The organism is Bacillus sp. FSL R9-9497 (genome assembly GCF_038005805.1).
Taxonomy (GTDB): domain Bacteria; phylum Bacillota; class Bacilli; order Bacillales; family Bacillaceae_G; genus Bacillus_A; species Bacillus_A cereus.
This window is the reverse complement of record NZ_JBBOTY010000001.1, coordinates 5,151,713-5,165,621: the sequence shown is the minus strand read 5'-3', so window position 1 is coordinate 5,165,621 and position 13,909 is coordinate 5,151,713. Positions and strand designations below refer to the sequence as shown.

The window sequence follows — 13,909 nt, the reverse complement described above, 5'->3', positions numbered from 1 at the left end:
ATGAAGACATTTCCAGTCAGTATTGTAACTCCTGATGGACCGGTTTACGAAAAAGAAGTAGAAATGGTAAGTGTAAAAGCAGAGAGTGGGGAAATGGGGATTTTACCAGGTCACATTCCAACTGTTGCACCATTAAAAATTAGTGCAGTTCGTCTGAAAAATGGTGGACACACTGATTATGTAGCAGTAAGCGGTGGCTTTATCGAAGTTCGTCCAGATAAAGTGACTGTATTATCATCATCTGCTGAAGAAGCAAACCATATCGATATCCATCGTGCAAATGAAGCGAAGCGTCGCGCTGAGCAACGTCTGCAAGATAAACAAGCACATGTTGACTTTAAACGTGCAGAAATGGCATTACAACGTGCTGTGAACCGTTTGAACGTTTCCGATATGAAGTAAAAAAATCCGTAAGGGCTTTGCCTTTACGGATTTTTTTGTGTATTTTATGGATAATTTTACAAAACTGGTATAATTATATTGATGCTTGTATAAGTAGAAGTGTACAACAATTTATATTTCATAAAGGGGATGAATCAATGATTGGTGAAATGAAGCGAGAAGCATTGTACTCTTTAAAGGGAAAATGGGGACTAGGTGTTGGATCAACAATTTTATATTTTATTTTAAGTTATGTTGTTTCGATGGCTGCAATGCTTATACTATTAATTCCAGGAATTATTATATTTCTCTTATTTGCTGGTTTAGTAGGTTCACTTGAAGGGCAAACAATATCAAATGGAGCAAGTGTTACATTCGGGATTTTTTATTGCATTATGATAATTTTGAGTAGTGCATCCTATGGGATTACATCATACGGTTATACAAATGTATTTTTACAGATTAGTAAACGAGAAGATGCTAAAGTAGATTACTTATTCGAAGGATTTCGTGGCTTTAAAAGAATGATGAAAACAATATGGGCAATGCTTGCAATTTTATTATATACAGGTACATGGATTCCGATATTGTTAGTAGCCTTATTTGCATTTTTTGGTGAAGAAGGAAATGCGTCGTTTGCTATTGCTATCTGTGTACTACTAGCTATTTCAATCGTTGGTATGATTGTGATGTATTTTTCTTATGCACTGACGTACTATGTGATGATTGAAAATCCAGAATATAGTGTTTCGCAGGCGATGAAGGAAAGTAAGAATCTTATGAAGGGTCATAAGTTAGATTTGTTTCTTTTATGGCTGAGCTTCATAGGATGGGCTATTTTAGCGCTTCTTACTTTTGGAATAGGATTTCTTTGGCTTAGTCCGTATATGAGTACGACGACAGCACACTTTTATCGCTATATTTCAAAAGGTGAATTTCAATAGGAACATGCTATACTAATAGAATTATTGTGTATAGGAGGCGAGGCTACGCATGATTAGTGATTTAAAAGGAGAAGCACTAGATTCATTAGAAGGAAAATGGGGATTAGCTGTTGGAGCTACACTACTCATTTCAATTCTTATCACGGCTTTTAGTTTTAGTGTTGATTGGGGATTTTCTTTGATTTTCGGTTGGCAAAAAACAAATGGTTCACTTTCAACGAATATTCTTACATTTTTTGTTACTGGACCGTTAACTTTAGGTGGATATTACCTTGGTTTAAATATCCTTCGTGAAAAGCAAGCTAGTATTGGTAATGTATTCATTTGGTTTTCAGAGGGAAAGAGATTTCTAAAATCATTTTTATTATATTTATTAGTAAATCTTTATCTTTTCTTATGGACGTTATTGTTCATTATTCCAGGTATTATTAAATCATTTTCTTATGCGATGACATACTTTATTATAAACGATCATCCTGAGTATTCACTGAACCAAGCTATTACAGAAAGTCGTCGTATGATGGATGGACATAAGATGGAGTATTTCATTTTATGTTTAAGTTTTATTGGCTGGTTTATATTAAGTTGTATTACGTTAGGGATTGGATTCTTATGGTTAATTCCATATTTCTATACGACATCTGCAGCTTTTTACGAAGAGATTGCAGAAGAATATTATGAGAAAAATATTTAGCACTAAAAAACCCCCGGTATGAATTATTTGTTCATACTGGGGGTTTTTTGTAGAAACTTTATAAACTGATTGCTAGTAAGTGGTTTACTGAAATAGTAACCTTGCATATATTTACAGTTATGTTTTTGCAGAAACTTAAGTTGTTTTTCGGTTTCAATTCCTTCGGCGACGACTGAAAGATTTAAAGTATTCGCGAGGGAAAGTATTGTAGAAACGATGGCTCGTTCTTCAGGACGATGATCAGCTAATTGTGTAAATTCTCTCGGTACTTTTAATGTGTCGATTGGAAAAATTGATAAATAAGCAAGAGAAGAGTATCCAGTACCGAAGTCATCAATGGAAGTTTGGATACCGTATTCTTTTAATTGCTTCAGTCTTAATAACGTTTCTTTCTCGTCAACCATTGCAATTCTTTCTGTTAACTCAAGTGTTACATATTTTGGATCGACTTGCACGTCGTTTAATATTTGTGAAATGCTTTCAATTAATTGATCTTGCCGGAACTCTTTTGCGGATAGATTAACACTTATTTTTAAATTTTGGTAGCCAAAGGTATGCCATATTTTTAATTGGAGACAAGCTTCTTGTAATACCCAATGTCCAAGTGGGACTACTTGTGGCGTCTCTTCTACAATTGGAATAAACTCACATGGTGAAATGTCACCTAATAGTGGGTGTTTCCAACGTATTAAAGCTTCAGCGCCGATAATTTTATTTGTTGTCGTATCAATTTGTGGTTGATAAACGAGATAAAATTCTTTGTTTACTAAAGCGATTGGCAAATCTTTTTCAATTCGAGCTTTTCGTTCCATTTTTTTATATAGTTCTTTCGTGTAAAGAGAGCTACCGTTTTTTCCTTTATTCTTTGCTTCGTACATGGCCATATCAGCATGCTGCAAAATGGATAGCGCATCTTCACCTGCTTCAGGATATATTGCAATTCCGATGCTCGGTGAGATTTGTAAATGTTGATTTTCGATTTCAAATGGCTCATTCATGGCCGTTACAATCCTATCAGCTATTTTTTGGACATCTGGCTTTTTTTTGTAATTCTCGATAAGGATTGTGAACTCATCCCCAGCTAGCCGCGCGAGTTTCATATTTGATGTTGCTATTCTTTCGAGCCTTTTTGCTACTGCGATGAGCAATAGGTCTCCTACTCGATGACCGAGGGTATCATTAATAACTTTAAAACGGTCTAGGTCGAGAAACATAACAGCAAAAGGCTTTTTCGATATTTTTGCTCGCGCAATTGCCTGTTCTAAATGTTGATGAAATGCACGTCGATTTGCAAGCTCTGTTAAAGTATCATGGTATGCTAGGAAATTAATTTGTTCTTGTTGTTGTTTGCTTTCTGTAATATCTTTAATCATTAAATAAACCCCAGAAATTTTCTCCTTTAAAAAGATCGGTACGGCGGTAACGTGCAAGTAGTAAATATCTCTGCTTTTATGGTAAGCCCGTATTTCTAAAGAGATAGAATACCCCTTTTTCACGCGATGAAAGGCGTTAATCATTTCTTCTAAATCTTCTTCGTATATGAGTGAATAGTAAGGCTGGTTTAATAATTCATTCGTTTGATAACCGAGTAAAGTAGTGCCAGCGTTATTTACTTTGAGAAAATTACCGTACAAATCTAATGTGAAGATTGGATCTGGATGATGCTCGTATAAAGATTTAAACATTTGTTGATTATGATAGAGTTCATTTTTCTGTTCTACTAAATCTTCTGTACGTAGTTTAATTTGTTTCTCGAGTTCTGAGTTGAATTGCATTTGAGCAAACAATAATATTTTATTTTGTTTTCGAACTAAGCTATGACGTATGAGAACGAAAGAGAAAGTTATTATAAGTCCGATTACTATAATAGGCGCAAAAACGTATTCAACTAATATAAAAACAATAAGCATTACTACCGAAATATACGGTAATGATAATCGGATTGATTCACCAATTTTAGGTGTTAGTAGTACTTGTTCTTGTTTTTCAGGCTCTTTTGTATGGAGAATACAGGCGATTGCTACTAACACTAAGGTTACTTGATAGAAAGGAGTAACTGTAAACATAGAATACTCTGGTATGAAGTATTTTATATAAGCATAAATCGCATCTGTAGTAGCATATAAAATTAAAGCACTGCCAAGAAGTGCACCGACCTTTTTAGGTAATAAGGATAGTGGTTTGAATAAAAGGTTGATTCCTATTAAGAGAAAGAGTAAATCAGCCATTGGATAGGTAAGTTGAACAAATATGTCGATATAGGATGTTGTAAAGATGTGAATAGTTCGTTCAATAAGTAAGTAGTAACTTAAAGTAAATTGGGCTGTAACGATAATACAAATATCACATAGCATAAAAAGTTTTTCTAATAAATCTCGGTTATAAATGATTTCGTATAGAAAGGCAAACGTAAAACTAACTAAAAAAAGTAAGTAAAAAAAGTCAGATGGATCAACGAACGTATAGAAGTCTTTTACAATTAAACGCTGATAGGCAACGACTATATCACCGATAAAATAAGAGAGAGCTCCAACAGATAATATGATCCAAAATAAACGAGATAGCCCTTCTTTCATGTTTGAAAAATAAAGTATATAACTACAAGCGATAATATCAATTAATAGGGTACTCATTCCGATTAATAGCTGAAAAGGAAATGAGTATTCATATAGAAAAGGCATCGCTACGTAGTGAATCGTTATGGACAGCAATACAATGCTTATAAGAATACTTACATGTGTTTGTTTTTTCATTTATATCACCTACGGTTTCTTGAAAAGCATATATAAGTTTTATATTTATTTTGCACAATTATAGCAAGTTGTAAAGATAGATTTTAATAATTCTTGTTTCTGCCTCCCAACATATCGACATAGGAATTTGAAGTTTGCTATAATGATTAGAATAGTTGCATTATTTAGAAAAATTTAAAAATAATAATTACTGCAACTAGGACATATTGTTTACTATGTGAACTTGTTCTTAATTTAGGGGGGAGGGTTTCACAATGGCAAGTGTATATGAAAATAGTTATATGATCGTTTTGATTTTCTTGCTATTAGGTATATTGCTGCCGGTAGTGGCTCTTACATTAGGAAGGATGCTGCGCCCAAATAAACCAAGTGCAGCAAAGGCGACGACGTATGAGAGTGGAATTGAGCCTTTTCATGATGCAAATATTCGGTTTCATGCGCGTTATTATATTTTCGCTTTATTGTTTGTGATCTTTGATGTAGAAACTTTATTTTTATATCCTTGGGCTGTTGCGTATGACAAGCTAGGTTTATTTGCATTAATTGAAATGCTCATCTTTGTTGTAATGTTGCTAGTTGGATTAGCGTATGCTTGGAAAAAGAAGGTGTTACAATGGTTATAAATTTTGAGGAATTACATCCAAATGAGCGAGCAGAATTAGAACGAAATATCTTTTTTTCTACATTGGAACAGTTGAAAGGATGGGCGAGGAGCAACTCTTTATGGCCGATGACATTCGGACTGGCGTGCTGTGCAATTGAAATGATGGGGGTAGGCTCATCACATTATGATTTAGATCGATTTGGGTCATTTTTTCGAACTTCACCAAGGCAATCGGACGTCATGATTGTATCGGGAACGGTAACGAAGAAGATGGCTCCTATTGTTCGGCGCTTATATGATCAAATGCCCGAACCGAAATGGGTTATTGCGATGGGATCTTGTGCGACAGCAGGTGGTCCGTATGTAAATTCATATGCTGTTGTGAAAGGTGTAGACCAAATCGTACCAGTTGATGTGTATATTCCTGGTTGTCCCCCAAATCCAGCTGCTTTAATTTATGGAATTAATAAATTGAAAGAAAAAATTCGTTACGAAGCAAAGACCGGGAAGCAGGTGACGAATAAATGAGTAATCCAAATAAAGATTTAGAGGAGTTGAAAAAAGAAGCAGCTAGGCGTGCAAAAGAAGAAGCGAGAAAACGCCTTGTAGCGAAACACGAGGCGGAAATAAGTAAGCTTGAGGAAGAAGATCAAGAAAAAGAGAAAGCGCTACCAAAAAACGATGATATTACTATAGAAGAAGCAAAACGACGTGCAGCAGCAGCTGCAAAAGCAAAAGCGGCGGCGTTAGCGAAGCAAAAAAGAGAAGGAACAGAAGAAGTAACGGAAGAAGAAAAAGCGAAAGCAAAGGCGAAGGCAGCAGCAGCTGCAAAAGCAAAAGTGGCGGCGTTAGCGAAGCAGAAAAGAGAAGGAACAGAAGAAGTAACGGAAGAAGAAAAAGCGAAAGCAAAAGCGGCGGCGTTAGCGAAGCAAAAAAGAGAAGGAACAGAAGAAGTAACGGAAGAAGAAAAAGCGAAAGCAAAGGCGAAGGCAGCAGCAGCTGCAAAAGCAAAAGCGGCAGCGTTAGCGAAACAGAAAAGAGAAGGGACAGAAGAAGTAGCGGAAGAAGAAAAAGCGAAGGCCAAGGCGAAGGCGGTGGCAGCGGCCAAGGCAAAAGCGGCAGCATTGGCGAAGCAGAAAGCCTCGCAAGGTGATGGGGATTCGGGAGATGAAAAGGCAAAGGCAATTGCAGCGGCAAAAGCAAAAGCAGCAGCGGCTGCAAGAGCGAAGACAAAGGGGGCTGAAGGTAAGAAAGAGGATGAGCCGAAGCAGGAAGAACCGTCCGTAAATCAGCCGTATTTAAATCAGTATGTTGAGGCTATTAGGGAGAAGTTAGGAGAGGGTGCATTAGTAGATTCCTACATTAATAAACTGTCAAAGGATGTGCCAACTCTTGTGGTGGATCCCGAAAAGTATTATGAAGTGATGGAGTTACTGCGATTCCATGAGGGACTTGCTTTTGATTATATGTCAGAGCTACATGCGACGGATTTTGTGACACATATGGAAGTGTATGTTCATTTGTTTTCATATAGTAAGAAACAATCGGTAGCGGTGAAGGTAAAGCTAGACCGGGAAGCGCCGCAAGTCGAATCTGTGACAGCGCTTTGGAAAGGGGCCGACTGGCCGGAGCGAGAAGCATACGATTTGCTCGGCATTGTATTTAAAGGGCATCCGAATTTAACGCGTATTTTAATGCCAGAGGATTGGGTAGGATATCCGCTTAGAAAAGACTATGAACCGTATGATGTGGAGGTGTAGCTATGATCCGTACGGAAGAGATGCTTTTGAATGTAGGACCTCAGCATCCGAGTACACATGGTGTGTTCAGGCTCGTAATTAAGATTGACGGGGAACTTATTAAAGAAGCTACACCTGTTATTGGGTATTTGCATCGCGGGACCGAAAAGATCGCTGAGAGCTTACAGTATACGCAAATTATCCCTTATACAGATCGAATGGACTATTTATCAGCTATGACGAATAATTACGTCATTTGCCATGCTGTAGAGACGATGATGGGGCTTGAAATTCCAGAGCGTGCCGAATACTTGCGAGTACTTGCGATGGAGCTAGGAAGAATTGCGAGCCATCTCGTTTGGTGGGGGACGAATCTTCTTGATATAGGAGCGGTCAGCCCGTTTTTGTACGCGTTTCGTGAACGAGAGATGATTATAAATTTATTAAATGAATTATGCGGGGCACGGCTTACTTTTAACTATATGAGAGTTGGCGGTGTGAAGTGGGATGCGCCAGATGGTTGGATTGAAAAGGTGGAAGAGTTTGTTCCGTATATGAGAGAGCAACTGGCAGGTTATCATGATCTTGTTAGCGGTAATGAGATTTTCTTAAATCGTGTGAAAGGCGTTGGTATATATAGCGCGGAAGAAGCGATCTCGTATTCTTTAAGCGGAGCAAATTTGCGGTGCACTGGAGTAAACTGGGATCTTCGCAAAGATGAGCCGTATTCGATTTATGATCGTTTTGATTTTGATATTCCTGTTGGAAGCGTGGGAGATGCTTGGGATCGCTACGTTTGCCGAATGCAAGAAATCGAGGAGTCTTTAAAGATTGTTGAGCAGGCGGTTCAGCAGTTCCCGAAAGATGGAGCTGTGCTGGCAAAAGTACCGAAAATTATTAAGGCACCTAAGGGAGAAGCGTTCGTACGTATCGAATCGCCCCGCGGAGAGATTGGGTGTTATATCGCTAGTGACGGAAAGAAAGAGCCGTACCGTTTGAAGTTTCGTAGGCCATCTTTTTATAACTTGCAAATTTTACCGAAGTTATTGAAAGGTGAAAACATCGCTAATTTAATTACGATTTTAGGTGGAGTTGATATTGTACTTGGGGAGGTTGATGGCTAATGATTGAGACGCTCTTACAATCACCTTCAAGCTGGACGAATTTCTTCATTTTTTTCGGATTAGCGGTACTTCTGCTATTTGCAGTCCTTGGCTTCGTTACATATGGAATTTTGGCAGAACGGAAAGTGATGGGGTTTATGCAAGGGCGGATTGGACCAAACCAGGTTGGAGGCCGATTCGGTTTACTGCAAACGGTAGCTGATGTTTTAAAACTATTATTGAAAGAAGATAGTATTCCAAAAGCAGCAGATAAACCGCTGTTTATATTAGCGCCTGTCATTGCATTTGCACCAGCATTTATGGTGCTTGCAGTTATCCCGTTCACTGATAAATTTCAATTTGCAGATATTGGAGTCGGGCTACTTTATTATATTGCTGTTTCCGGTATTACGACGATAGGTGTTGTAACTGGAGGATGGGCATCGAATAATAAATATTCCCTTTTAGGAGGGATGCGTGCGGCGGCGCAAATGATTTCTTATGAGATTCCGCTCGTAATGAGTGTAATTGGTATCGTTTTGCTAGCTGGTAGTCTGAATTTAAATGAGATTGTAGCGGCGCAGGAGAAGGTTTGGTACATTTTCGTACAGCCAATTGGCTTCGTCGTTTTCTTAATCGCAGCAGTTGCAGAGTTAAATAGAACGCCATTCGATTTGCCAGAAGCGGAGTCAGAACTTGTTTCTGGATATCATACGGAATACTCAGGTTTTCGCTGGGCGTTTTTCATGCTTTCAGAGTACGTATATTTCTTCGGGATGGCATCGTTAATTACAGTGCTCTTTTTAGGCGGATGGAATCCAGTCATGTTTCTTGGATTTATCCCAGGTGCCGTATGGTTTGCTTTGAAATTTAGCAGTGTAGTCTTTCTATTAATTTGGTTCCGCGTTACGTTCCCGCGTATAAGAGGTGACCAGTTAATGGAGTTTGGTTGGAAAGTATTATTGCCGATTGCACTTGCAAATATTTTCTTAACGGCATTGATTAAGGAGTTATTCTTCTAATCTATGAAGGGGGTGCCAGTAAGAGATGAAAGGACTATTTAAAGGATTAAAATATACATTAAGTAATTTGAGCAAGAAGAAGGTAACGTATGATTATCCAAATCAACCGTTGCCGTTGCCAGACCGTTTTCGTGGAATTCAAAAATTTTATCCGGAGAAATGTATTGTTTGTAATCAGTGCTCTAACATTTGTCCGACAGACTGTATTCAGTTAACAGGAAAGAAACATCCGGATCCTACGAAAAAAGGAAAAATTATCGACACGTATGATATTAATTTTGAAATTTGTATTCTTTGTGATTTATGTACAGAAGTTTGTCCGACAGAGGCAATTGTCATGACAAATAACTTTGAACTCGCGGAATATTCACGTGATGACTTATTTAAAAATTTGCAGTGGCTTGACGAAAACGACGAAAACGTCAGGAAGGAGAACAAGGCATGAATGGCGAGTTTGTAGCATTCTTTATACTATCCTTGTCTGCAATTATCGGCGGTGTTCTTATGTTGAACTTAACGAAAGTTATGCACATGATGCTAGCTCTCGTTCTGACATTTCTCAGCATTGCAGGTTTGTATTTTCTTTTATCAGCTGAATTTATAGGCGTTGCACAAATTTTACTTTACTCTGGTGCAATCACAATTATTATGATTTTCGGCATTATGTTAACGAAACATAACGCGGAAAATGAATCGCGTCTTACTCTTCGAAAATGGATTATCTTCTTTGCGGTTGTAGCATTTGGAGCGGTTATGTATTTCGCTGTTAATAATGTTGATTTTGCAAATGAAAGCACACAAGGAAGTTTACCTCTCCATGAAAACAACACACTTCAAATCGGTACGCTTCTCTATTCAAAATATATTATCCCATTTGAACTAACTTCAGTTATTTTACTTGTAGCACTCGTTGGCGCGATTGTACTTGCGAAAAAGGATGAGAAAGAGGAGGATTCCAATGAGTAGCGTTCCAGCTTCTGCATATTTAACACTTGCGATTATTTTGTTTTGCATCGGTCTATTTGGAGCTTTAACAAAGCGGAATACAGTAATCGTATTAGTTTGTATCGAATTAATGCTGAATGCTGCCAATTTAAACTTAGTGGCGTTTAGTAAATTAGGCTTATTTCCGAATTTAACAGGTCAAATTTTCTCACTGTTTACGATGGCTGTAGCGGCAGCGGAAGCGGCGGTAGGACTCGCTATTTTAATTGCTTTATATCGTAATCGTACAACAGTTCAAGTGGATGAAATGGATACGCTCAAAGGATAACATTGTGACCGAAAAAGGGGGAAGGAAACAATGATCGATTATGCATGGCTCATACCGCTTTTCCCACTCGTTTCGTTTTTGTTACTTATTATATTCGGGAAGAAAATTAGAGAAGGAAGCAGCGTACTTAGTATTTTTTTCGTCTTTCTCTCCTTTATACTTGCGGTACTTGTGTTAATAGAAAGGTTTTCAGAAGCAAGCGTGAAGCATAAGTGGGTGTGGCTTAGAGCTGGAGATGTGGATATATCATTCGGCTTTGAAGTGACTGCATTAGGAGCTTTAATGTTATTTATCGTGACGCTTGTGAGTCTACTTGTACATGTGTATTCGAAAGGTTATATGAAAGGTGATGAACGATTACCAACCTTTTACGCATATTTAGGACTCTTTACATTTGCGATGTTAGGGCTTGTTATATCAACGAATTTATTACAGCTTTATATATTTTGGGAATTAGTTGGCCTTGGTTCATTTTTACTTATCGGTTTTTATTTCTTTAAAGAAGAAGCGAAGGCTGCTGCAAAAAAGGCTTTTATTATGACCCGTATTGGGGATGTTGGTTTATTTATCGGGATGATTTTAATTTTTTGGTACGCAGGTAGTTTTGAATATGACGCAATATTTAGGGCGATTTATACAGGGGATCTACCTCCTTACATGATTACAATAACAGCGATATTAATTTTTATCGGGGCGATGGGAAAATCAGGTCAGTTCCCGCTTCATACGTGGTTGCCAGATGCAATGGAAGGGCCAACGCCCGTTTCGGCACTTATTCACGCGGCGACGATGGTGGCAGCTGGCGTATATTTAGTAGCGACGATGTTCCCTCTATTTTCAGCAAGTACAGTGGCGATGCAGACAGTGGCAATCGTTGGAGCTTTCACTGCAATCTTTGCGGCCTCTATTGGTCTTGTGCAAACAGATATAAAGAGGGTGCTTGCTTATTCTACAGTTAGCCAGCTCGGGTATATGATGCTCGCGTTAGGTTCTGCCGGTTATGTAGCTGGTATATTCCATTTAACGACACACGCTTTTTTTAAAGCACTATTATTTTTGGCGGCAGGAAGTGTAATTCATGCTGTGCATACGCAAAACATTAATAAAATGGGCGGTTTACAGAAGAAGATGAAAGTAACTGGTACGCTATTTTTAATAGGTACCCTTGCCATTAGCGGTGTTCCGCTGCTTTCCGGTTTTTTCAGCAAAGATGAAATTTTAGCGGCGACGTGGATGAATGGCAATTACGTTTTATTTACTTTAGCGGTAATTGCGGCGTTTTTAACAGCATTTTATATGTTCCGCCTATACTTTCTTGTCTTTACTGGAGAAACGAAGACGAAGGAAGAAGTGCATGAATCGCCTCGCGTTATGACGTATCCAATGATTGTTCTCGGCGTTCTTGCGGTAGTGGCAGGATATATAAATACACCATGGTTTGGGACGTTTCTCGGAGATTGGTTGACGAAAGATGTAGGGTTTAAGGTTGAAGAAGCGCATGGACCAGTTTGGATTATGATTGTTGCGACACTCGTTTCATTTGCGGGAATCGCTCTTGCATATTTCATATATGGCAAGAAATCAATTTCTAGAGATTGGGCTGGGGGTACGGAAACATCTCTTTATAATCTTTTGAAAGAAAAATATTATGTGGATGAACTATACAACATGACGGTGATCCCTATTACGAAAGGAATCGCTCATGTGCTTCGCTTATTTGAAGTGTATGTAGTCGAAGGAATTGCAGTTTTAATTGGAAGTGTAGTTAAAGGCACAAGTAATCTTGGATCGAAACTTCAAAACGGGAATGTACAAGTGTACGGTACTGTAACGGCGGTTTCGCTCGCTGTACTCGTCATTATTTTGCTCTATACGGGAGGGGATTTACGATGAATGATTTGTTGTTAACGTTCTTCATTTTTTCCCCGCTTTTAGGAATTTTATTGCTTGTATTAACACCGAAAAAGGAATTGCGTACAGTGCGGGCGCTTGGCTTATTTGGGACGGCACTTCCATTTGGAATTGCTATCGTCCTCGCTTGTACATATGCTTCTGGAAAGAATTTGTCACTATTTGATGAAAAGGTGAAATGGATTAAGTTCGGCGATTTTACAGCGGTGGATAAAAGGTGGTTTTCTATTTATTACGAGCTTGGTATTGATGGTTTGTCGCTTGTCATGATGGTACTGACGGCTCTTCTAGCAACGCTTGCAGCAATTGCAGCCTTTTCTATTAAAAGAAATTTAAAAGCATTTTATATGCTGTTACTCATGCTAGAAATAGGAATGCTCGGCGTCTTTGCTGCTCAAAACTTAATGTTGTTTTTTATCTTCTTTGAAATTACGTTGCCACCAATGTTCTTATTAATTGGAAAGTGGGGAAAATTGTCGAGTGAAAAGGCTGCGTATAGTTATTTAATATATAACGGTATTGGCTCAGCTATTTTGCTCATTGTTTTCTCAATTTTGTTCGCGAAAACAGGTACAACAAATATTGTGGAGCTGAAAGAGATATTAAGAAGCGTAAGTGCAGAGGGAGCACTCGTCATACCAAGTAGTTTGCAGCTTAGTGTATTTATTGCCATAATGATTGCTTTTGCAATTAAACTACCTGTTTTTCCGTTGCACCGCTGGATGGTCAATGTACACATAGAAGCGCATCCAGCTGTAGTTATGCTTCATGCGGGTGTTTTGCTGAAGATTGGAGCGTACGGTATTATTCGCTTCGGGAAAGGGCTATTCCCGGAATATTTTCACGATGTTGCAACACTAATTGCGATATTAGGCGTAATTAATTTATTATACGGTGCCTTTTTAGCGCTCATCCAAACGGACTTTAGGAAAGTACTGGCTTACTCTAGTATTTCGCATATGGGAATTGTGTTAATGGGATTTGCGTCACTTAATGCACCTGGTACACAAGGAGCGTTATTCCAAGTTGTATCACATGGTTTAATTGCAGCCTTGCTCTTCTTCCTACTGGGTGTTATAGAACAACGATTTGGAACTTCGGATATTACGGTGCTAGGCGGACTTGCGAAAAGTGTACCGATACTTAGCGGATTCTTTTTAGCAGGAGGAATGGCCTCGCTTGGATTACCAGGGATGTCTGGGTTTGTTAGTGAATTTCTTGCCTTTCTCGGTTTATTTCAAAGAGAGCCCGTCATTGCTGCAGTCGGTGTGATTGGCATCATTTTAACCGCTGTATACGTATTAAGGGCGACACTTCAAGTGACATTTGGAAAGAAAGAGTGGGAAGCAAAAACTGATATACACGGATGGGAGTATGTCCCTGTTTTACTACTTATCTTTTGTATTATTGCAATTGGAGTTATGCCAGAGTTACTAGGGGATCCGCTTCAAAATACATTGAAAACATTGGGGGTGAAGTAGGATG

At 38.5% G+C, this 13,909-nt stretch carries 14 protein-coding genes; 13 read left to right on the top strand and 1 reads right to left on the bottom strand.

Annotated elements, in window-relative coordinates:
• From atpC to MKY21_RS26720, 3 genes are read left to right on the top strand one after another with little or no spacing between them, the layout of a single operon-like run.
• Nucleotides 1-402: a F0F1 ATP synthase subunit epsilon gene (gene atpC, locus MKY21_RS26730; protein WP_000847211.1), complete on the top strand. Its 402-nt coding sequence runs from the start codon at nucleotides 1-3 to the stop codon at nucleotides 400-402.
• 35 nt (nucleotides 403-437) lie between these two features.
• Nucleotides 438-1,325, top strand: coding sequence for a DUF975 family protein (locus MKY21_RS26725; RefSeq protein ID WP_016118944.1), 888 nt, complete (start codon nucleotides 438-440; stop codon nucleotides 1,323-1,325).
• A 49-nt stretch (nucleotides 1,326-1,374) separates the two neighbouring features.
• A complete protein-coding gene (locus MKY21_RS26720; protein WP_000622467.1) occupies nucleotides 1,375-2,019 on the top strand; it encodes a DUF975 family protein in 645 nt (214 codons plus the stop codon).
• Nucleotides 2,020-2,042: 23 nt separating this feature from the next.
• On the opposite strand, the gene MKY21_RS26715 is transcribed toward MKY21_RS26720, so the two are convergent.
• Nucleotides 2,043-4,772 carry an EAL domain-containing protein gene (locus MKY21_RS26715; protein WP_000744993.1) on the bottom strand — a complete coding sequence of 910 codons (2,730 nt, stop codon included), beginning with the start codon at nucleotides 4,770-4,772 and terminating at the stop codon, nucleotides 2,043-2,045.
• Between the two features lie 254 nt (nucleotides 4,773-5,026).
• On the opposite strand from MKY21_RS26715, the gene nuoA reads away from it, so the two are divergent.
• The 10 genes from nuoA to MKY21_RS26665 are packed head-to-tail and all read left to right on the top strand — an operon-like array spanning nucleotide 5,027 to nucleotide 13,905.
• On the top strand, nucleotides 5,027-5,395 hold the full coding sequence (nuoA, locus tag MKY21_RS26710; protein WP_000179273.1) for an NADH-quinone oxidoreductase subunit NuoA: 369 nt from the start codon (nucleotides 5,027-5,029) through the stop codon (nucleotides 5,393-5,395).
• Nucleotides 5,386-5,904 (top strand): NADH-quinone oxidoreductase subunit NuoB, encoded by a 519-nt coding sequence (gene nuoB / locus MKY21_RS26705; protein WP_000236331.1) that lies wholly within the window; start codon nucleotides 5,386-5,388, stop codon nucleotides 5,902-5,904. The genes nuoA and nuoB overlap by 10 nt, the downstream gene beginning before the upstream one ends.
• Nucleotides 5,901-7,136 (top strand): NADH-quinone oxidoreductase subunit C, encoded by a 1,236-nt coding sequence (locus MKY21_RS26700; protein ID WP_341077808.1) that lies wholly within the window; start codon nucleotides 5,901-5,903, stop codon nucleotides 7,134-7,136. Before nuoB ends, MKY21_RS26700 begins: the two co-directional genes overlap by 4 nt.
• A 2-nt stretch (nucleotides 7,137-7,138) precedes the next feature.
• Nucleotides 7,139-8,239, top strand: coding sequence for an NADH-quinone oxidoreductase subunit NuoD (gene nuoD, locus MKY21_RS26695; RefSeq protein WP_000621464.1), 1,101 nt, complete (start codon nucleotides 7,139-7,141; stop codon nucleotides 8,237-8,239).
• Nucleotides 8,239-9,240: an NADH-quinone oxidoreductase subunit NuoH gene (gene nuoH, locus MKY21_RS26690; protein ID WP_000573426.1), complete on the top strand. Its 1,002-nt coding sequence runs from the start codon at nucleotides 8,239-8,241 to the stop codon at nucleotides 9,238-9,240. The genes nuoD and nuoH overlap by 1 nt, the downstream gene beginning before the upstream one ends.
• A 25-nt stretch (nucleotides 9,241-9,265) precedes the next feature.
• Nucleotides 9,266-9,685 carry an NADH-quinone oxidoreductase subunit NuoI gene (gene nuoI / locus MKY21_RS26685; protein WP_000677191.1) on the top strand — a complete coding sequence of 140 codons (420 nt, stop codon included), beginning with the start codon at nucleotides 9,266-9,268 and terminating at the stop codon, nucleotides 9,683-9,685.
• Nucleotides 9,682-10,206, top strand: coding sequence for an NADH-quinone oxidoreductase subunit J (locus MKY21_RS26680; RefSeq protein ID WP_001012814.1), 525 nt, complete (start codon nucleotides 9,682-9,684; stop codon nucleotides 10,204-10,206). The genes nuoI and MKY21_RS26680 overlap by 4 nt, the downstream gene beginning before the upstream one ends.
• The gene (gene nuoK, locus MKY21_RS26675) at nucleotides 10,199-10,513 is read left to right on the top strand and encodes an NADH-quinone oxidoreductase subunit NuoK (RefSeq protein WP_000100079.1); all 315 of its coding nucleotides are present in this window, start codon (nucleotides 10,199-10,201) and stop codon (nucleotides 10,511-10,513) included. Before MKY21_RS26680 ends, nuoK begins: the two co-directional genes overlap by 8 nt.
• Nucleotides 10,514-10,543: 30 nt before the next feature.
• Entirely contained in the window at nucleotides 10,544-12,406 is a 1,863-nt protein-coding gene (gene nuoL / locus MKY21_RS26670; RefSeq protein WP_000568224.1) for an NADH-quinone oxidoreductase subunit L, read from the top strand.
• Nucleotides 12,403-13,905: an NADH-quinone oxidoreductase subunit M gene (locus MKY21_RS26665; RefSeq protein WP_109140771.1), complete on the top strand. Its 1,503-nt coding sequence runs from the start codon at nucleotides 12,403-12,405 to the stop codon at nucleotides 13,903-13,905. The genes nuoL and MKY21_RS26665 overlap by 4 nt, the downstream gene beginning before the upstream one ends.
• The last annotated feature ends 4 nt before the right edge of the window (nucleotides 13,906-13,909 follow it).